The 19103-nt window shown below is 50.4% G+C and carries 16 protein-coding genes; 12 read left to right on the forward strand and 4 right to left on the reverse strand.

All coding sequences use genetic code 11. The features are described from left to right. Nucleotides 1-50: 50 nt before the first annotated feature. Together DS731_RS15930 and DS731_RS15935 are read left to right on the forward strand one after the other, a co-directional pair. The gene (locus DS731_RS15930) at nucleotides 51-650 is read left to right on the forward strand and encodes a phosphoheptose isomerase (protein ID WP_119502267.1); all 600 of its coding nucleotides are present in this window, start codon (nucleotides 51-53) and stop codon (nucleotides 648-650) included. Next, nucleotides 650-1237, forward strand: coding sequence for a BON domain-containing protein (locus DS731_RS15935; protein ID WP_119502268.1), 588 nt, complete (start codon nucleotides 650-652; stop codon nucleotides 1235-1237). The genes DS731_RS15930 and DS731_RS15935 overlap by 1 nt, the downstream gene beginning before the upstream one ends. A gap of 163 nt (nucleotides 1238-1400) precedes the next feature. On the opposite strand, the gene DS731_RS15940 is transcribed toward DS731_RS15935, so the two are convergent. After that, nucleotides 1401-2039 (reverse strand): RpiB/LacA/LacB family sugar-phosphate isomerase, encoded by a 639-nt coding sequence (locus DS731_RS15940; RefSeq protein WP_119502269.1) that lies wholly within the window; start codon nucleotides 2037-2039, stop codon nucleotides 1401-1403. A 260-nt stretch (nucleotides 2040-2299) separates the two neighbouring features. Here DS731_RS15940 and DS731_RS15945 point away from each other — a divergent pair, with 260 nt between their 5' ends. The 10 genes from DS731_RS15945 to DS731_RS15990 all read left to right on the forward strand — a co-directional run bounded on the left by DS731_RS15945 (nucleotide 2300) and on the right by DS731_RS15990 (nucleotide 14479). After that, complete coding sequence (locus DS731_RS15945) at nucleotides 2300-3073, forward strand: IclR family transcriptional regulator (RefSeq protein WP_119502270.1); 774 nt, start codon at nucleotides 2300-2302, stop codon at nucleotides 3071-3073. Between the two features lie 21 nt (nucleotides 3074-3094). After that, the gene (locus DS731_RS15950; protein WP_232373385.1) at nucleotides 3095-4504 is read left to right on the forward strand and encodes an MFS transporter; all 1410 of its coding nucleotides are present in this window, start codon (nucleotides 3095-3097) and stop codon (nucleotides 4502-4504) included. 54 nt (nucleotides 4505-4558) lie between these two features. Beyond that, nucleotides 4559-5122 (forward strand): hydrolase, encoded by a 564-nt coding sequence (locus DS731_RS15955; RefSeq protein ID WP_119502271.1) that lies wholly within the window; start codon nucleotides 4559-4561, stop codon nucleotides 5120-5122. A gap of 158 nt (nucleotides 5123-5280) precedes the next feature. Next, complete coding sequence (locus DS731_RS15960) at nucleotides 5281-5952, forward strand: GntR family transcriptional regulator (RefSeq protein ID WP_119502272.1); 672 nt, start codon at nucleotides 5281-5283, stop codon at nucleotides 5950-5952. A gap of 14 nt (nucleotides 5953-5966) precedes the next feature. Continuing rightward, nucleotides 5967-6845 carry a methylisocitrate lyase gene (prpB, locus tag DS731_RS15965; RefSeq protein ID WP_119502273.1) on the forward strand — a complete coding sequence of 293 codons (879 nt, stop codon included), beginning with the start codon at nucleotides 5967-5969 and terminating at the stop codon, nucleotides 6843-6845. Nucleotides 6846-6909: 64 nt separating this feature from the next. Further along, nucleotides 6910-8031: a bifunctional 2-methylcitrate synthase/citrate synthase gene (gene prpC / locus DS731_RS15970; RefSeq protein WP_119502274.1), complete on the forward strand. Its 1122-nt coding sequence runs from the start codon at nucleotides 6910-6912 to the stop codon at nucleotides 8029-8031. 54 nt (nucleotides 8032-8085) lie between these two features. Further along, nucleotides 8086-10677, forward strand: a complete 2592-nt coding sequence (acnD, locus tag DS731_RS15975) for a Fe/S-dependent 2-methylisocitrate dehydratase AcnD (RefSeq protein WP_119502275.1) — start codon at nucleotides 8086-8088, stop codon at nucleotides 10675-10677. 76 nt (nucleotides 10678-10753) lie between these two features. Further along, entirely contained in the window at nucleotides 10754-11938 is a 1185-nt protein-coding gene (prpF, locus tag DS731_RS15980; RefSeq protein WP_119502276.1) for a 2-methylaconitate cis-trans isomerase PrpF, read from the forward strand. A 127-nt stretch (nucleotides 11939-12065) separates the two neighbouring features. After that, nucleotides 12066-12626 carry an HD domain-containing protein gene (locus DS731_RS15985; RefSeq protein ID WP_119502277.1) on the forward strand — a complete coding sequence of 187 codons (561 nt, stop codon included), beginning with the start codon at nucleotides 12066-12068 and terminating at the stop codon, nucleotides 12624-12626. A 140-nt stretch (nucleotides 12627-12766) separates the two neighbouring features. After that, a complete protein-coding gene (locus tag DS731_RS15990) occupies nucleotides 12767-14479 on the forward strand; it encodes a M1 family metallopeptidase (RefSeq protein WP_119502278.1) in 1713 nt (570 codons plus the stop codon). An 8-nt stretch (nucleotides 14480-14487) separates the two neighbouring features. On the opposite strand, the gene DS731_RS15995 is transcribed toward DS731_RS15990, so the two are convergent. From DS731_RS15995 to arcB, 3 genes are read right to left on the reverse strand one after another with little or no spacing between them, the layout of a single operon-like run. After that, entirely contained in the window at nucleotides 14488-16053 is a 1566-nt protein-coding gene (locus tag DS731_RS15995) for a PH domain-containing protein (protein WP_119502279.1), read from the reverse strand. Beyond that, the gene (locus DS731_RS16000) at nucleotides 16053-16598 is read right to left on the reverse strand and encodes a PH domain-containing protein (protein ID WP_119502280.1); all 546 of its coding nucleotides are present in this window, start codon (nucleotides 16596-16598) and stop codon (nucleotides 16053-16055) included. Before DS731_RS16000 ends, DS731_RS15995 begins: the two co-directional genes overlap by 1 nt. Before the next feature lie 8 nt (nucleotides 16599-16606). Continuing rightward, the gene (gene arcB / locus DS731_RS16005) at nucleotides 16607-18967 is read right to left on the reverse strand and encodes an aerobic respiration two-component sensor histidine kinase ArcB (RefSeq protein WP_119502281.1); all 2361 of its coding nucleotides are present in this window, start codon (nucleotides 18965-18967) and stop codon (nucleotides 16607-16609) included. Between the last annotated feature and the right edge of the window lie 136 nt (nucleotides 18968-19103).

The raw sequence follows: 19103 nt of genomic DNA on the forward strand, positions 1-19103 counted from the left end.
CGTGAGTTGCTCGCAGAACGTGAACGCCCGCGGACGATCAGTGAAATACTATGATAGAAAAAATAAAAGAAAATTTTACCGAGAGTATTCAAACCAAGATTTCTGCTATCGAGGTATTACCGGAAGCTATTGGTAAAGCCGCGTATATGATGGTTGATGCGCTGATCAGAGGAAATAAAATTCTGAGTTGTGGCAACGGCGGCTCGGCCAGCGAAGCACAACGCTTTTCATCGGAAATGCTTAACCGGTTTGAAAGGGATCGTCCCAGCCTGCCGGCCATCGCACTGAATACCGATACCTCAACCATGACCTCCATCGCTAATGACGCCAGTTATGATGAAGTGTTTGCCCGTCAGGTACGTGCACTCGGTCAACCGGGTGATATCCTGCTGGCCATCAGCAGCAGTGGCAATTCAAGAAACATCATTGCAGCCGTGGAAGCCGCACTTTCCCGTGATATGACTATCGTCGCACTGACCGGAAAAGATGGCGGTGAAATGGCCGGATTCCTCAGTGAACATGATGTTGAAATCAGGGTGCCGTCTAACAGAACGGCGCGAATTCAGGAAGTTCATCTACTTGTGATTCACAATTTATGTGAATGTATAGATGATATATTATTCCCTGCAGATCACGGAGACGAACATTAATGTGGTGTAGTACAAGGAAGGCAGCATCCGCTCTGGTTATATTTTCTCTGCTCAGCAGCGTTCAGGGCTGCGCAGTGGTGGCCGTCGGCGCAGCCGGCGCGTTGACAGCTAAAGTCGCCAATGATCGGCGAACAGTCGGTACCCAGTTGGACGACCAGACCGCAGAAGGTCAGGTGTCCTATCAGTGGTCCAAAAGTGAAGCGCTGAAGAAAGGGGCAAATCTTCAGGTCGATATTTACAACGGTGTCGCCCTCATCACAGGACAGGCTCCCAGTCAGATCCTCATCGATGAAGCTATAGCCGGTGTGGAGAAAGTAGAGTACGTCAAAAAAGTACACAACCAAATCCGCCAGGCAATGCCCATTGACGCCTCGACACAGGCCAACGATATCTGGCTGGCATCAAAAGTAAAAACTAAGCTGGTGGCCGACGAGCGGGTTCCTTCTTTGCAGGTCAGAGTGATTGTTCAGAACAGCGAAGTGTTTTTAATGGGCAGAGTCACTAATCAGGAAGGCACCTATGCGGTCGACATTGCCCGTAACGTGAATGGTGTTACACGGGTCATCCGCGCCTTCGAGATCATGTAAGCGTCAGCTTATCCGGGTCGGATACAGACAAATAAAAAATGCTGGCACTGCCAGCATTTTTTATGAGTAGTCGTTTATTAAGTTACTTATTATCCGGTTTATTGATTTCCGGCTTTAGCTTCCGGGCCAGATAATTTTTAACTTATTTTGTCCGCTGCGCGGATTAACTGTTTACCACTTCCTTAACAAAGGCACTCAGCGCTTCGTCCTGACTGTTACTGAAGAAACATTCCTGGAACTGCGCACCGCCGGTTGCCGTTTTCAGTAAATCTTCAGGTAAGGCTGCCAGAGCTTCAAGGATTGGCTTGTTTGTCGCCGCCTTCACATCATTCAGAATAATGGCATTGGCATTCTGTGATTCACGACGCTCCGGTGGATAACCCAGCCCCGTTTCACCGGTAAACGCTTTTTCAAACATATAGCGCACATTCAGTTCTGCACCCCAGCCAAAACCTTTAGCAAAAGGCAATGCCAGCGCGTTACCGTTATTAATCTGGGCAAACAGATAGGCATCCGCAGGATCAATACAATAGCCACAAACAACACCCGGCCAGGCGTTCAGTGACATCAGCGCGCCCTGCCCTGTACCGCAGCCTGAAATAACAAAATCAACCGCTTTGCTGTTCAGCAATAAAGCGGAAATAATACCCAGATGGATATAAGTCAGACGGTGGTCGTTATCATCTTTCATTCCCACATTGAACACTTCGTGACCCTGCTCAGCAGCCACAGACTCAAGTTGTTCAAGTACAACGGCGTTTTTTGACGCCTGACTAAATTCATTCATTAATGCAATACGCATGGAAAATCTCCAAACAAAGTTATGGCGGAAATGGTGGCGATAATTCCCGCCAAAGTAAACGCCTGGCGGTGTGTTTCGCCGTTTCGTTTCATATATGGAAAAATCCTCTCAAAGGTCATCCTGTCAGCAATGTCGGCGTCTTATGAAATAACATGTACAATAGCGTTTCTGCGGATTCAGAGCGCCTCCCGGGCCATTCTTTTGAATGTCATTGCACCAGAGCGAAATTGACATGGCCGCAGACGCACAAAAGGTGAATAATGGATAAATACCTGATCCCCAGCGTAACTCACGCCTGCCAGATCTTTCGCATACTTGCAGCTTCTTCACAGGGCATGACCATGCACGACATTGAACAGCAGCTCGATTTACCGCGCACGACGCTGTTCCGGTTGCTGCGTACCCTTTGCCATGAGCAGATGCTGGAGAAAAAAGGAAAAATTTACCGCTGCGGAAATGAACTGACACGCCTTGGTTTACATATGATCAATGCAGACCATATGCATCAGCTTGCAATCCCGCACATTCAGCGTCTTGCACTGAAAAGTGGTCATACTGCACACCTTGCAGTACCCAATAACGGTAAAGTGCTTATCGTGGAAGTCGTCGACAGCCCGAACCCGCTGATGGTATCGAAACGTCCCGGCGGACAGGCTCAGATGCACTGTTCGTCCACCGGCAAGGTGTTTCTGGCCTTTTTGTACAGAGAAAACCTGGATTTATACATTGCAGAGCATCCGCTGGAACGACATACCGCTTACACGATAACAGACAAAGCCAGCCTGGAAGCGGAACTTCAGCGCATTACGGCTCTCGGCTACGCCGTCGACGAACGGGAGCTGAATGAAAATGTGCGTTGTCTGGCGGTGCCGGTGCGGGACAACCGCGGTATTGTCGTGGCAGCAGTGGGGATCACGGCTCCGGCAGTGACTTTCAGTCAGGCATCAGTCCCTGAAGTCGCAGAGTTTGCGAAAGAAGCTGCCCGTGGTATCTACAGAGATGCTTATCAATTGCGTCGTCAGAACGACGGCTGACCGAAAATTTAAACGGAAATAATGAGTAAATTTGACCGCAAAACAGCAACCGCATTACTGGTTGCCGCCACACTGTTTATGGAAATTCTTGACGCAACGGTGATCAGTACAGCACTGCCCATCATTGCTGCCGACTTCAATGTTGCTGCCGCCCATTTGTCCGTGGGCATATCAGCCTATCTGGTTGCCGTGACTGTTTTCATTCCCATCAGCGGCTGGGCAGCTGACCGGCTGGGTCCCAAAACGGTTTTTTGTGCTGCAATCTGTGTATTCGTGATTGCTTCGGTACTCTGTGCCATCAGTACAAACCTGTATACTTTCACCGGAGCACGAATTCTACAGGGACTCGGCGGAGCCATGATGGTGCCCGTAGGCCGGCTTGTTGTATTACGGGCGTTACCGAAAAATCAGATTGTAAGAGGCATGGCAATCCTTACCTGGCCTGCCCTCGCTGCTCCGCTCATCGGCCCGGTGCTCGGCGGATGGATAGCGCAGACATTCAGCTGGCACTGGATATTTTTAATGAATGTCCCCCTTGGCATCATCGCCCTGACCATAGGCATGGTATTGATTGAAAATCATAAATGTGAGCCGCAGCGCTTCGACGTCACGGGATTTCTTTTAAGCGGGATTGGTTTCGGCCTGTTTATGGCGGGACTGGAATCTTTCAGCGGCCGGCCTGAGTCTCTGCTGGTGCCCGGCCTTCTCACCTCATGCGGACTCGTTTTATTAATTCTCACCTTCAGACACATGGCTGTTTCACCCGGCCCGCTTTTTTCACTGAAGGCGATGTCTGTAGCCACCTTCAGAATAACCGTTATCGGCGGTTCAGCAATCCGGATAGGCTTATCCAGCGCACCGTTTCTTATTCCCCTGATGCTCCAACTGGCGCTGGGTTTCACACCGGTGGAAGCCGGTACGCTGCTGCTCTGGTTGTTTGCAGGTAACCTGGCCATCAAGCCGGCGACAACCTGGATCATGAACACATTCGGATTCCGCACTGTACTGTTGGCCAATACTGTATTTATTGCCGCCGGATTCGCCGCTATCGCCCAGTTTGATGCTTCCACTCCGTCATGGTTAATGGCGCTGGTACTGTTTATCAGCGGCATGAACCGCTCAATGCACCTCACCGTCCTGAATACCATCAGCTTCGCGGATATTCCGCAGAATGAAATGCGGGATGCCAATACCTTAGGTGCTGTACTCATGCAGATGACACGTGGTCTGGGTATCACCACCGGCGCCCTCGCCCTTGCGCTGGCCACCATGATCACCGGCTCCTCAACGGAAAATCCGTCAGTATTTGATTTCAGCCTGACCTTTTACATGATGGCCGCAGTCTCTTTACTTGCGCTCATAGACAGCGCAAAACTACCTGCTAACGCTGGTGATGCTATTTTAAATAAGCGGGCCGCAAAGGTGTCATAACATTTGAATGAACAATGAAGCGGTAATGCGGCTACTCAACATCAGAGGAAATACATGCTGCTCAATACAGAAAGCGATGAACTGACAGAAGATAATTGCGGTCTGCTAATTGTAGACATACAGGGTAAGCTTGCCCGACAGGTCCACGACAGTGAGCAGTGCATAACGACGACTGAAAAGTTGATCCGCTGCTGTACAGCGTTATCGCTACCCGCTATCGTGCTGGAACAGAACCCGCAGGGTCTCGGCGAAACAATCCCTCAGTTAAAGCAGTATCTTCATGCCTTTCCATTGATTGAGAAATACCACTTCAGCGGCTTTGCAGAACCGGCTCTGAAGTCTGAACTGGCAAAAAGCAAAGTGAAAAACTGGCTGGTTGCCGGTATCGAAGCCCATGTTTGTGTGTATCAAACGGTAATCGATATGACCGCTGCAGGCTATCAGGTTCACCTTGTTACCGATTGTGTGTCATCACGCAGGCAGGCAGATCGTGATTTGGCCATCAATAATATGCACAACGCCGGCGTCCGGCTCACCAGTTTTGAAATGATCGTGTTCAGGTTAATGAAAACCTGTCATCACCCCGCCTTCAAAACTGTGCTGAACATACTGAAATAGCTCCCCTTCTACTTCAGAAATATCGTTGACCGCATGATCTGCAGAGTTACGTCTGCTCAATAAGATTGTCGACAATCTACCGCCTTTTGGTTGACTATCTCTCCAAAACCGCCTACATTGTCGACACTTTAGACATATTTATTGTGACTGACAGGTTTATGGAACTCGCTTTTGAAAGCCCCGTTACACAGGCGGATCGCACGTTTATCAAGCTTCGCAACGACATTGTTGAAGGAGTCATTCCGTCGGGTTCCAAGTTAAGTGAAACGGAATTGTCGACAAAATATGATGTCAGCCGGGCCATTATCCGTGAAGCAATAAACCGTCTTACCGCCAGCCATCTGGTAGAACGCAAGGCCAATGTCGGCGCACGGGTCGTTACTCTCACTCCGCAAGGTTTAATAGAGCTGTATCAGGTGCGCGAAGCACTTGAAGGCATGGCGGCGCGGCTGGCAGCACAGAATATGTCAGATCAGGACATTAACGCGCTGCAAGGCCTGCTCAATGATCATTTTGACGAGGTAAAAGGCGGCGAGTCTTATTATCAGGAAGCCGGCGATGTGGACTTTCATTACCGCATTGTTCTGGGCAGCAAAAACACCCATCTTATTACCGTTTTAATTGACGGTATTTATCATCTGGTGCGCATGTACCGCGTGCAGTTTGGTATGGCCGGTCCCCGCGTTACCACCGCTTACGACGAACATCGTCACGTTGTTCAGGCCATTGCCAACCGTGACGGCGAGCTGGCTGAAATGCTCATGCGCAGACACATTTTGTATTCGAAAAATAATATCGAACGCAAGTTACTTATCACATCACAGAGTTAACCGGAGAACAGTTCATGCACAGTGCAGGCAAGAAATTCCGTCAGGCGTTAGCTGACAACAAGCCGTTGCAAATTGTCGGTACCATCAACGCGTACACCGCCATGATGGCAAAACAAATTGGTCATCAGGCAATTTATCTGTCCGGTGGCGGCGTAGCCAATGCTTCTTACGGCCTGCCGGATCTCGGTATGACGTCGTTAAACGATGTGCTCGTTGATGTGCAGCGCATTACCTCAGCCTGCGATTTACCCCTGATGGTCGATATCGACACCGGTTGGGGCGGCGCTTTTAATATTGCTAAAACCATTCGCGATATGGAAAAGGCCGGTGCAGCGGCGGTGCATATGGAAGACCAGGTGGCGCAGAAACGTTGTGGTCACCGCCCTAACAAAGAAATCGTGTCCACAGAGGAAATGGTCGACCGGATCAAATCGGCGGTTGATGCCCGCACCGATCCTGACTTTTTCATTATGGCCCGTACAGATGCCTTCGCACAGGAAGGACTGGAAAAAGCCATTGAACGGGCAAAAGCGTATGTTGCTGCAGGTGCTGACGGTATTTTCGCAGAAGCCATTCAAACCGAAGCCCACTACCGCGCGTTTGCTGAGGCGCTGGATGTGCCCATTCTTGCCAATATCACCGAATTTGGCAAAACCGAATTATGGAATAAAGCGCAGCTCGGAGAATGGGGTGCTGACATGGTGCTGTATCCTTTAAGTGCTTTTCGCGCAATGAATAAAGCCGCTGAACGGGTTTATCAAAGCATACTCACCGACGGCGACCAGAAGGCAGTTGTCGATACTATGCAAACCCGCATGGAGCTGTACGATTACCTGGGATATCACGATTACGAACAAAAACTCGACGCGCTGTTTTCAAAGTCAAAGGCGTAATACGGCGAAATTAATAACACACCACATTTGACCCTACACACGATGAAAATCGGGAGACAAGATCATGGCTAAAGAATTAAGCGGCGCCGGACTTCGCGGACAAGTTGCAGGCAAAACGGCACTTTCCACCGTTGGTCAGTCAGGCTCAGGACTGACGTATCGCGGATATGATGTGAAAGACCTGGCAAATCATTGTCAGTTTGAAGAAGTCGCCCATCTTATTCTGAAAGGAAAATTACCGGATTCAGGCGAACTGGCGGCCTACAAAGCAAAATTGAAAAGCCAGCGCGGGTTGCCACAAGCGCTGAAAGAAGTCCTTGAACGCATCCCCAAAGATGCCCATCCGATGGATGTGTTGCGCACCGGCTGCTCGGTACTGGGCAACCTTGAAATGGAACAGGATTTTTCTGAGCAGGCTGCAGTCACCGACCGCATGCTGGCTTGTTTCCCAAGTATCATTTGTTACTGGTACCGCTTCAGTCACGATGGCGTACGCATTGATACCGAACTTGATGATGACTCCATCGGCGCTCACTTCTTACACATGCTGCATGGTGAAAAGCCCCGTGAACTTCACGAACAGGTTATGCATGTTTCCCTGATCCTTTACGCCGAACATGAATTCAACGCTTCCACCTTTACCGCCAGAGTGTGTGCATCCACGTTATCAGACATGCATTCCTGCATTACCGGTGCAATCGGTTCATTGCGCGGCCCGTTGCACGGCGGTGCAAATGAAGCAGCCATGGAGATGATCGAAGGCTTCACCTCGGCGGACGATGCTGAAGAACAGATGATGGGTAAGCTTGCCCGCAAAGAGAAGATCATGGGCTTCGGTCATGCTATTTACCGTGAATCCGATCCGCGCAACGAAATCATCAAAGGCTGGTCAGAAAAACTGGCTGCAGACGTTGGTGATAAAGTGCTTTATCCGGTGTCTGTGCGCTGTGAAGAAGTGATGTGGCGTGAAAAGAAACTGTTCTGTAATGCCGATTTCTTCCATGCCTCTGCCTATAACTTTATGGGGATCCCGACGAAGTTATTCACACCAATCTTTGTTATGTCCAGACTCACCGGCTGGGCTGCCCACGTGATGGAGCAACGGGCGGATAACCGCATCATCCGTCCGTCTGCCGAATATACCGGCGAAGAATTACGTCCCGTTACCCCCATCGAACAACGCTGATGCGCTGCGGGCGGGCCGCCACAGCCCGCCATTGCCTGCCGGAGAAGACCGATTATGAATATGGACTATCGCAAACCCTTTTTAAACACCGGGTTAGATTTTTACGATACCCGTGAAGCTGTAAACAGCATAAAAGCGGGGGCTTATGACAAGCTGCCGTACACGTCCAGAGTGCTGGCGGAAAACCTGGTAAGAAAATGCCAACCCGAACACCTCACTGCTTCACTGGAGCAGTTAATTTATCGCAAGCGCGACCTCGACTTTCCCTGGTTCCCCTCCCGCGTGGTTTGCCACGACATTCTGGGCCAGACCGCATTGGTCGATTTAGCCGGACTGCGGGATGCTATCGCTGAGAAAGGCGGCGATCCGTCTAAAGTGAACCCCGTCGTACCGACTCAACTGATTGTCGACCATTCACTGGCTGTAGAACATGCAGGCTTTGAAGCGGATGCCTTTGAAAAAAATCGTGAAGTAGAAGACCGCCGTAACGACGATCGCTTTCACTTTATTAACTGGACCAAAACGGCGTTTAAAAACGTGGATGTGATTGGCCCGGGTAACGGCATCATGCACCAGATCAATCTGGAAAAAATGTCTCCTGTGATCCACGCCAGAGACGGCGTTGCCTTTCCTGATACCCTGGTCGGTACAGACAGTCACACCCCGCATGTTGACGCACTTGGGGTGATAGCCGTGGGTGTAGGCGGTCTGGAAGCAGAAAGTGTCATGCTGGGCCGCGCTTCCTATATGCGCCTGCCTGACATTGTCGGCGTAGAATTAACCGGCAAACCACAGCCCGGTATTACCGCCACCGATATCGTTCTGGCGCTTACTGAATTCCTGCGTAAAGAGCGTGTTGTATCTGCTTATCTTGAATTCTACGGCGAAGGCGCGTCGGCGCTGACCGTGGGCGACCGCGCAACGATTTCAAACATGACGCCGGAATACGGCGCCACAGCTGCCATGTTTTATATTGATGAGCAAACCATCGACTACCTGAAACTGACCGGTCGTGAAGACAAACAGGTTGAACTGGTTGAGTCTTACGCGAAAGCCACCGGCCTTTGGGCTGATGACCTGATGACAGCGGAATATGAGCGGGTACTGACCTTTGACTTGTCCGGAGTCGGCAGAAATATGGCCGGCCCGTCTAATCCTCATGCAAGACTAGCGACGGCAGACCTGGCAAGCAAAGGCATTGCCGCTCATGTTGAACAGGAAAATGGCAAAATGCCGGATGGCGCAGTCATTATCGCGGCTATCACTTCGTGTACTAATACCAGCAACCCCCGCAATGTTATTGCCGCCGGATTGCTGGCCCGCAATGCCAATGCCAGAGGACTGATCAGAAAGCCCTGGGTAAAAAGCTCGCTGGCGCCGGGCTCTAAAACAGTAAAGCTTTATCTGGAAGAAGCCGGCCTTTTATCTGAACTGGAACAGTTGGGCTTTGGTGTTGTCGCATTCGCCTGTACCACCTGTAACGGCATGAGCGGTGCCCTCGATCCGAAGATTCAGGAAGAAATTATTAAGCGTGATTTATATTCCACTGCTGTCTTGTCAGGAAACCGGAACTTTGACGGCCGCATTCACCCCTATGCCAAACAGGCCTTTTTAGCCTCTCCGCCGCTGGTTGTGGCCTATGCCATCGCCGGTACAGTGCGGTTCGATATCGAAAAAGATGTGCTGGGTACGGACAGTGACGGTAACCCTGTCACGCTGAAAGATATCTGGCCTTCAGATGAAGAAATTGATGCCATTGTCGCCAGTGCGGTTAAGCCAGAGCAGTTCAGACAAGTGTACGAGCCCATGTTCGATCTGAAAGTCGACTATGGCAAGGATTTGGATCCGCTTTACAAATGGCGTCCGAAGAGCACCTATATTCGCCGCCCCCCCTACTGGGAAGGTGCGCTGGCAGCAGAGCGTACAATGAAAGGCATGCGTCCCCTTGCCGTGCTGGGCGATAACATTACCACTGACCATTTATCACCTTCAAACGCCATACTGGCGTCAAGTGCCGCCGGTGAATATTTGTCGAAAATGGGCGTACCGGAAGAGGATTACAATTCCTACGCCACCCACCGGGGTGACCATTTAACCGCCCAGCGGGCTACGTTGGCGAACCCGAAGTTGTTTAATGAAATGGTAACGGAAAACGGTGACGTGGTTCAGGGCTCACTGGCGCGCATCGAACCGGAAGGTAAAGTGGTACGCATGTGGGAAGCCATTGAGACCTACATGAACCGCAAGCAGCCTTTGATCATTGTAGCGGGTGCTGATTACGGTCAGGGATCATCCCGTGACTGGGCAGCAAAAGGCGTCAGGCTTGCTGGTGTGGAAGTGATTGTGGCAGAAGGCTTTGAGCGCATACACCGCACCAATCTGATTGGTATGGGTGTATTACCGCTGGAATTCCAGCCGGGCACAACACGCAAAACCCTGCATATCGACGGTACTGAAACCTTCGATGTAGAGGGGGATATTTCACCCGGCGCCACTTTGACGCTAATCATCCATCGCGCCGGCGGCGAAACGGACAAAGCAGAAGTGAAATGCCGTTTAGACACCGCTGAGGAAGTGTCCATTTATTCCGCTGGCGGTGTGTTGCAGCGCTTTGCTCAGGATTTCCTAGAATCTGAAAACACCTGACCAGAGTGGTTCAGACTGGCCTGCGTGCCAGCCAGTCTGACAAACACCCCGCATCATCTAACAAGAGAAAAGAGCCATGACTTTCGCCCCACAAATTAAAATTCCGGCAACCTACATTCGCGGCGGTACCAGCAAAGGCGTGTTTTTCAAACTCACCGATTTGCCCGAAGCCGCACAGCAACCCGGCCCGGTAAGAGACGCGTTATTGCTGCGGGTCATTGGCAGCCCGGACCCGTACGGTAAACAAACGGACGGCATGGGCGGTGCAACGTCAAGTACCAGCAAGACCGTTATTCTGTCGAAAAGTGAACGGGAAGGATTTGATGTGGACTACCTGTTCGGACAAGTGGCTATTGATAAGCCTTTTGTAGACTGGTCAGGAAATTGCGGCAACCTCACCGCCGCGGTGGGCGCATTTGCCATCAGCAACGGGTTGGTTGATAAGGACTCAATACCACAAAATGGTATCGTCACCGTGAAAATCTGGCAGGTGAATATTGGTAAAGCCATCATTGCCAAAGTGCCCGTGACCAACGGTGAGGTACAGGAAACCGGTGACTTTGAACTGGATGGCGTTACCTTTCCGGCGGCAGAAGTAGAAATCGCTTTTGTGGACCCTGCGGATGATGATGGCGCGATGTTTCCCACCGGTAATGTGGTTGATGATCTCCACGTCCCGGGTGTTGGCACGCTCAGAGCAACGATGATCAATGCCGGTATTCCCACCATTTTCATTGATGCAGAAAGTTGCGGCTACAGCGGCACAGAGTTACAGGATGCCATTAACAGTGATGAAAAAGCGCTGGCAATGTTCGAAACTATCCGGGCTCACGGCGCAATGAAAATGGGCCTCATCGGTCATATTGATGAAGCGGCCACGCGCCAGCACACGCCGAAAGTCGCGTTTGTCAGCCCGCCTGCAGATTACACGGCATCCAGCGGGAAGCACATAGCGAAGCAGGATATTGACCTGAATGTCCGGGCCTTATCCATGGGTAAGTTACATCATGCCATGATGGGTACTGCTGCTGTGTCCATTGCTACTGCCGCCTGTATCCCCGGCACACTGGTGAATGAAGCTGCCGGTGGCGGGGAACGTAGTCAGGTGGTATTCGGCCATCCCTCCGGCACACTGAAAGTCGGCGCACAGGCTGAATATCATCACGCCCAGTGGCAGGTAAAAAAGGTAATAATGAGCCGCAGCGCAAGGGTACTGATGGAAGGATGGGTGCGGGTTCCCGCTGACGTTCTGACACCCTGAAGGCAGTTTAAAAACCTGAGTGCCAAAAAACCGGCGAAAAAACAGGCACACTATTTGTAATAGGGACTTCAAAGGACGCCGTTCAGAGCGTCCGTTGTCAATAACACATTGAAGGTAAGAGGTCCTTATGCAGGCATTACTCGTTGAAGATGATTACGTATCATCAGCTGCACTGTTTACCGCACGCAAGTATGCATTAGCCGGTCATTTACGCCGCCACAATGGCGCAACCTTTATCCACCACCCGCGGGAACTGGCGGTGCTGTTAAGTAAGCTGCCCCATAACCGGGAAATGCTGGCTGCGGCCTGGCTGACACGCTCCATGCAGGACGACTACGCAGACAGTGATGAAGTTGAGATGTGTTTTGGTCAGAAGGTTGCGGACATGGTATCTGCCATGCGCAGTTTCAATTTGCCGGACAGCGGCGCGCCCGAAACCCTGGCACAAACGAATTTCCCGGCGATTCAGGCCGCTCCTGCCCTTTTACAAACTATGGCACTCGCTGACATGTTTGTGCTGGCACAAACGGTTACCGAGTTTGAATCCGGCATGTTGCCCGGGTTTAGCCAGTGGCTTGCCCGGCATTTACCACTATTTCCGCAAGCCAGTAGCGCATTAATACAAATGGTAGAACGATGGCTGGTTAACCAGCCTGCCTCTCCGGTTGCATTGCATCAGGTGAGTTAGCCAGTCTGAACAGCACATCACCTGGCAACCTATTGATTTCCTGTATATAACTTGTATTACAGGACATTTGTCCTGTTCTGTTTGTACCTTTCGGGATATCTGTGAAGAATGGAAACCACACAGATATCCGGACAAGAACAATGAAAAAACATGCCCTTGCTATAGCAATGACAGCCGCTCTGCTGAGTGGTTGTGCTGCAACTTCCTCTTCTCAAAACAATACTGAATCAACACCTTACACGTTAAAAAGCGGCGGTGAGATCGCCCCGTATCAAAAGGGATTGTCGGTTAGCCACGCCAGACTCAATTTTTCCTTCGACTTTACGAACGAAGTGTTATTTGGTGATACCACACTCACGCTTAACTCAGACAACCCGCAAACACATCTTTCTGTGGATTTAGATACCCGCTTCACCATCACTTCGGTGTGGTTAAATGGAAAACCACTTACCACAGACGCATACCGTAACGAACAAGGTGAGCTGATCGTTGAAAATAGTACGGTTATCACCTATCCCGCGACGCTGCGGATTGTGTATCAGGGACATCCCCGTACACCGGTACGGGCCCCCTGGGACGGCGGCGTCATGTGGGAACAAACACCTGATGGCGAACCATGGTTAGCGACAGCGGTACAGGGTGAAGGCTGTGATCTGTTCTGGCCTTGTATTGATCAGCCATTTGGTGAACCGGCTACAGCAGATATTTTCATTACCGTGCCCGACAATCTCGTTGCTGCAGCCAATGGCGTGCTGACAGACACAACAGAGAACGGTGACAGTAAAACCTGGCACTGGCATACCAGGTCGATGCATAACACCTACGGTATCGCACTGAATATCGCTCCCTACGAAATACTCGAAGACAATTTCACCAGTATCTATGGCAATACTATTCCGCTGGTGTATTACCACTTAAAAGGCAACGACGATAAAGCGCGGGCATTATTTAATGAGCTTCCCGGCATGATCACGTTCTTCGAACGGATGATTGGTCCCTATCCGTTTGCAGATGAAAAGGCCGGCATTGTGCAAACCCCTCATCTTGGCATGGAGCACCAGACCATTAACGCTTATGGTAATGACTACAAAAAAGATGAAACCGGCTACGATTGGTTAATGCAGCACGAGTTTTCTCACGAATGGTTCGGCAACCAGCTCACCAATGACAACTGGGATCACATGTGGCTGCACGAAGGGTTAGGTTCATACATGCAACCTCTGTATGCCCAATACCTCAATGGTGACCTGTCTTATTTTGCGCTGCTGAACAACCAGCGTAAAGGCCTCATTAATGAGTACCCCATCGTAAACAACAAACTGATGTCGGAAGAAGACGTTTATGAAAGCGGGCCCGCCGGCGACATTTACGCGAAAGGCTCACTGATTATGCATACACTGCGTTATCTGATTGGTGACGAGGCTTTTTTCAGGGCAGTTACCACCACAGTATATGGCCGTCCTGATCCTGCTCCGGGGAACTTCAAGCCGGTATTTGCAGATACACAGACCTTCATCGACAATATCAATGCGGCAACTGACACCAATATGGACTGGTTCTTTGATGTTTATTTATATCACGCCCCGCTTCCTGAGCTGATCACTACCCGCGACGACAACGGCGTCACCTTTACGTGGAAGACTGAAAATGACTTACCGTTTCCTATGCCTCTCGACGTCAGCATCGACGGAAAAGTGATAACTATCGATATGGTAAAGACCCGTCGTGTACCGGCGCATCCGAAAGATACCGTTATTGCCGATCCACACAGTAAAGTGCTGCGTTACGAACAACGCTATGAAGATTTTAAAGCGTGGAAAGCAGAGCAGGCAGAAAAAGAGGAAACGAAATAGAGCTGGTGCTACATCCAGGAGCGGCGGCCTGATTCGGCATGCCACAGCGCTTTGTCAGCCAGCGCTGTGGCAACCGCATAAGGAATGTATGGTATGGTGATACTGCCGCTTGCCAGAATAAAGTGCACATTGGCCAGCCCTCTGCGCTGCATCAGCACACTCTGAGTCAGTGCCACCTGCTGAACCTTAAAAAGTGCAAAACTGTAGCGGTCAATCCCTGCCATACCTTTTCTGATATAACAGTAAGTATCATCGCAGGCGAATCCCCATCGCCGCCAGCGCAAATAAATACCTGCACAGGCGAGCATAAAAGCCGGAATGGTGATAAGGAAAATGTGCCAGCCTTCACGGGCATAGCCCATTGCCGACACCAGCGCACAGGCAGGCAGAGCCAGCGTCAGGATCCAGCGACTGATAAAGCGGGTGCTGATCCTGCTATAGCCTGTTTGATACACCTTGTTATCCGGCATTGCATCTGTAGCCAGAGCCTGTGCCTCAGCAAGGGTGACGGACGGCACCAGCATCTTATGAGTCGCATGTAATTCCTGCTCCTGTTTGTCACCGGTCTTATTCTGCTCAAAAAAGAAATTGGCACGCTTGAGCAGATAATCCAGCCAGTCCTGCCTGACAGAAATCATTTGTATACGGGACTCACGCATACTGACTTCCTGCAAACTGAACAGTCCTGAACGACGGATATACCGGTCCGATGTGCGGGTGAGCGTGTAGTTATAATACGTGATCACCGACCCCGCTACCGACACCATGGCCATCACACTGAGGATCAGCAGCATGGTGGAAATGACATATAAACCTACCTGCCACCAGAGTACTTGCTGATCAGCGAAGAGTGCATCCATGGATAACCCGAGATCATCCACAAAGTCGTAAACAAAACCGGATATCTCGTCATAAAAAGGCGTCAGTGCACCAAGCAGGATCCACACCCTGTTATTGGTCAGTCCGTGAATGATGAGATCGGAAAGGCTGCGGCGGTTGATCACCTTCTCATCATCCGCTAGTGATGACGTCGCGGTGTCAACTGCCTCTGGCGTCTTATCCTCTGTGGTCCCGGCCTGATGCTGTCTGCCGGAGATCAACACCGCCTGACGGAGCTGCTGCGCATAATCCCGTTCTACGGCAACAATTTTAGCTTCCTCTCCGGATGAACCTGCTGTATCCAGCACCACCACGGTGTAATGGGTAAGCCTGTAGTAAAAAGGTTGTTCAATTTTTACATTCTGAATGCGCCAGAACGGCAGATTAATATTGCGACGCCTGAATAGTCCGCTACGTATTTCAATGTGTTCGTTGCGGATGCGGTACTGATAAAACCAGTAACTCACAACGCCACTGACAATCGTTGCCAGAAAGATGGCCACCATGACGGGTATAAACCAGAACGACTGCTGATAGTCAAAGCTGCTGGCAGACCAGGCAAGTACAGAAAGCACCACAATAAACTGGCGGATAAAACTGAGAACATTGGAGACAATGAAATAGATCACCGCTACCGGTGCCAGTCTGCGCCAGTTAACGCCGGTGGAGACAGCGGCTTCCTGTTGTGACAGCATCAGCGCGCTCCCACATCCTTGTGATCAAGAATGAACTGGCGAATTTTCTGTGCCTGAGCCACGGGCAGGCCCGGGATTTCAAAGGTATGCCCTGCTCCACCGGCAGAAAAGACCTGCAAAGTTGCCAGTCCGGCCAGCCTTTCCAGCGGCCCGCGCTTGAGCTCTATGTGCTGTATACGAAGTACCGGCTGGCAGGTGATGCTGCGGAATATCAGTCCCTTGTGAACAGATAAATCCTGCTCTCTGAGTGAGAACTGCAACAACGGATCAGCAAGCCAGTGATAAACACTCAGCAGCCCCCACAAGGCTAAAAGACCTGTCGTTACGAAAGGCCAGGCAAACAGCAGACCTTCCGGTAATGTGACAAAAGGCTGAAAGCGGATGAAGTTTACGACCACCAGAAGGGTGATGAAGATAGCCGCCGCGATAGCAAGATTCAGTGTTCTGTAGCGCGGCGACAAAGGCTCATAAACCAGCGTGTCCAGAGACGGCAGCTGGTCTGCAGAGACAACCGTATTTGAAAAGGCTTCACCTTCCGTGGTCATGCTTTGTATCAGTCCTCAATCATTTGTGAGTTAAGCCACTCTTGCAGTGCTTTCATGTCGTGAGCAACAGCCATCTGAAGCTCTTCAACCCAGTCATGCACGTTTTGCCACCATGCAGGGTGATCTCCCTGCTGGATCTGATTGGCAATGCGCTGCACACGGGAAAGCCCTACAGAGCCGGCGGCACCTTTTATTTTATGGGCCTGGGAGCACACTTCAGACTTTTCGTCAGCACTCAGGCTCAACTGAAGAATTTCCATGTACTCCGGCATTTTATCCTGGAACACTTTTACGCTGGCACGGACCATATCTTCACCAATGGTATCCACCAGCATTTGCAACAATTCGATATCCAGAATATTAGACAGCGCTTTGCTGTTGTCAGTTTTCTTAGGCTTGTTTTCCACTTCAGTATGCAGCGGTGCGGCCGGTTCAGCAAATAAACTGTTGAACACCTCAATCACACGGCTCTTCTTGATGGGTTTGGCGATAACGTCATCCATACCGTTTTGCAGGTACTCTTCACGCTTTTTAATCACGTTAGCCGTTAATGCCACCATCGGCGTACCCATAACCAAATCTTCATCGCGCAGCGTGTTGGCCACGTCAAACCCTGTCATATCCGGCAACTGGATATCCAGCAGGATAAGGTCGTAGTGATTTTCACGGGCTTTATCAATTGCTTCCTGACCGGTCATGGCCACGTCGACTGTCTGACCTAATTTCTCAAGCAGCGCTTTTGCTACCATCACATTCAGCTCAATGTCTTCCACCAGCAGAATGTTGAGATCGGTCACCAGCAGTTTGGAAACCTGCATAGGACGGTTAGAAATCTGTAACGGCAGCTCAATTTCAAAGCGTGTGCCCTTGCCGACTTCTGACGTAACGCGGATATCGCCGTTCATCAAGTCGACCATTTGCTTACAGATAGCCAGACCAATACCGGTACCTGTTGCAGACTGATGATCCGGATGGTCTACCTGATAATACATGGCGAAAATTTTCTCAATTTCGCTGTCAGGGATCCCCACACCGGTATCTTCTACCACGTAGGTCACCACCGTCATATCATCTTTTGCCGGCGTTGCCGACACACTCAGTTTCACATTCCCTTTCTGCGTAAACTTCACGGCATTAAACAGAATGTTCCACAGGATCTGACGCAGACGGGTACCGTCAACCTCCACCAGTTGCGGTAAGGGTTCCTGAATATCGGTTATCAGTTCCAGCGATTTGTCTGCCGCTAACAGACGGATAATGCTGGACAACTCCTGGGTGAAATCACGCAGCGATACCGTTTTCAGGCTGAGCTCAAGTTTATCCCGGTCCAGCTTATCCAGATCGATGATGTCGTTGAATATATTGCCCAGCGTAATCGCGCTGGCATAAATAGTACTGACCCAGTTGAACTGCTCTTCGCTCAAATCCGTGTCGCGCAGCATGCGGCTTAAACCCACAATGCCGTTCAGTGGCGTTCGCAATTCGTGAGAAATCGTGGCAATGAAACGGGTCTTATCGGTACTGGCTTTCGCAGCAGCATTCTCGGCCTGTTTGCGCTCTGTCATATCCCGGCCAAAAGCCAGCAAACCTAAACGTGTGCCTTCGTTATCAAAAAACGGTACCCGCTTCATTTCGAAGTAACGGCGTTTTCCGTCAGCAAAGCGCAACCACAACTCTTCAGTCATGCTGGCATTGGTTTCCAGCACTTCATGATCAGAAGCAACAATCTGGCGGGCCAGTTCTTCTTCAAACACATCATGTAAGGTCAGACCTACCAGCTCTGCTTCGGACTTACCGGTGAGCATTTCCGCAATGCGGTTACAGCCGGCAAAACGCCCTTCTTCATTACGGTAGTAAATCAGATCCGGTGAAGCATCGATGATGGAACGCAGCAGTGTAGATAAGTGTCGTGCCTGCTGTTCTGAAAAAGATTTCTCTTCAATCTCTTTTTCAAGATCTTTAAACACCGCTTCACGGTCGTCCTGCGCTTTACGGCGCTGTTCCATCTCATGATTAAGCTGGCGGATATTGCTTTGCAGTTCGCGGTTAAGGAATACATCTTCCTCACGCAAACGTTCCAGCTGGCTGACCACTTCTTTTAAATTCGTGCGGGAAGTTTCCAGTTGTTTAACCAGTTCACTTAAGAAGTAAAGTACCCAGGGGGCTGACATCATGGTGAGCACAACAGCGATAATAAAATCGTCAGGTTGAACCTCATTGCCCATGGTCACCCGAATGACGTATGAACCGCCAAGGGTGAAAACCAGCGTAACAACAACAAACAGCAAACTTAGTTTCAGTGTGCCAAAGCGCTTTATAAACTGCGCAAACTTTATCGCCCACGAATCATTTGGAGAATCTTGATGCATAACGAACGTACTGCAATTTCTAAATAACTAAACTTACAGCACTTATAACACGGTCGCGTTGGAAAACCCACAAATCTGCCTGCACGTTATACTAATTTGTGACACTCCGGTGACTATCCTGACCTATTCACTGACG

Source organism: Alteromonas sp. RKMC-009 (genome assembly GCF_003584565.2).
Taxonomy (GTDB): Bacteria; Pseudomonadota; Gammaproteobacteria; order Enterobacterales; family Alteromonadaceae; genus Alteromonas.

What these genes read in the sequence shown, in the direction of transcription:
- DS731_RS15930 (WP_119502267.1), top strand. Translation starts at nt 51, where the DNA reads ATGATAGAAAAAATAAAAGAAAATTTTACCGAGAGTATTCAAACCAAG.
- DS731_RS15935 (WP_119502268.1), top strand. Translation starts at nt 650, where the DNA reads ATGTGGTGTAGTACAAGGAAGGCAGCATCCGCTCTGGTTATATTTTCT.
- DS731_RS15940 (WP_119502269.1), bottom strand. Translation starts at nt 2,039, where the DNA reads ATGCGTATTGCATTAATGAATGAATTTAGTCAGGCGTCAAAAAACGCC.
- DS731_RS15945 (WP_119502270.1), top strand. Translation starts at nt 2,300, where the DNA reads ATGGATAAATACCTGATCCCCAGCGTAACTCACGCCTGCCAGATCTTT.
- DS731_RS15950 (WP_232373385.1), top strand. Translation starts at nt 3,095, where the DNA reads ATGAGTAAATTTGACCGCAAAACAGCAACCGCATTACTGGTTGCCGCC.
- DS731_RS15955 (WP_119502271.1), top strand. Translation starts at nt 4,559, where the DNA reads ATGCTGCTCAATACAGAAAGCGATGAACTGACAGAAGATAATTGCGGT.
- DS731_RS15960 (WP_119502272.1), top strand. Translation starts at nt 5,281, where the DNA reads ATGGAACTCGCTTTTGAAAGCCCCGTTACACAGGCGGATCGCACGTTT.
- prpB (WP_119502273.1), top strand. Translation starts at nt 5,967, where the DNA reads ATGCACAGTGCAGGCAAGAAATTCCGTCAGGCGTTAGCTGACAACAAG.
- prpC (WP_119502274.1), top strand. Translation starts at nt 6,910, where the DNA reads ATGGCTAAAGAATTAAGCGGCGCCGGACTTCGCGGACAAGTTGCAGGC.
- acnD (WP_119502275.1), top strand. Translation starts at nt 8,086, where the DNA reads ATGAATATGGACTATCGCAAACCCTTTTTAAACACCGGGTTAGATTTT.
- prpF (WP_119502276.1), top strand. Translation starts at nt 10,754, where the DNA reads ATGACTTTCGCCCCACAAATTAAAATTCCGGCAACCTACATTCGCGGC.
- DS731_RS15985 (WP_119502277.1), top strand. Translation starts at nt 12,066, where the DNA reads ATGCAGGCATTACTCGTTGAAGATGATTACGTATCATCAGCTGCACTG.
- DS731_RS15990 (WP_119502278.1), top strand. Translation starts at nt 12,767, where the DNA reads ATGAAAAAACATGCCCTTGCTATAGCAATGACAGCCGCTCTGCTGAGT.
- DS731_RS15995 (WP_119502279.1), bottom strand. Translation starts at nt 16,053, where the DNA reads ATGCTGTCACAACAGGAAGCCGCTGTCTCCACCGGCGTTAACTGGCGC.
- DS731_RS16000 (WP_119502280.1), bottom strand. Translation starts at nt 16,598, where the DNA reads ATGACCACGGAAGGTGAAGCCTTTTCAAATACGGTTGTCTCTGCAGAC.
- arcB (WP_119502281.1), bottom strand. Translation starts at nt 18,967, where the DNA reads ATGCATCAAGATTCTCCAAATGATTCGTGGGCGATAAAGTTTGCGCAG.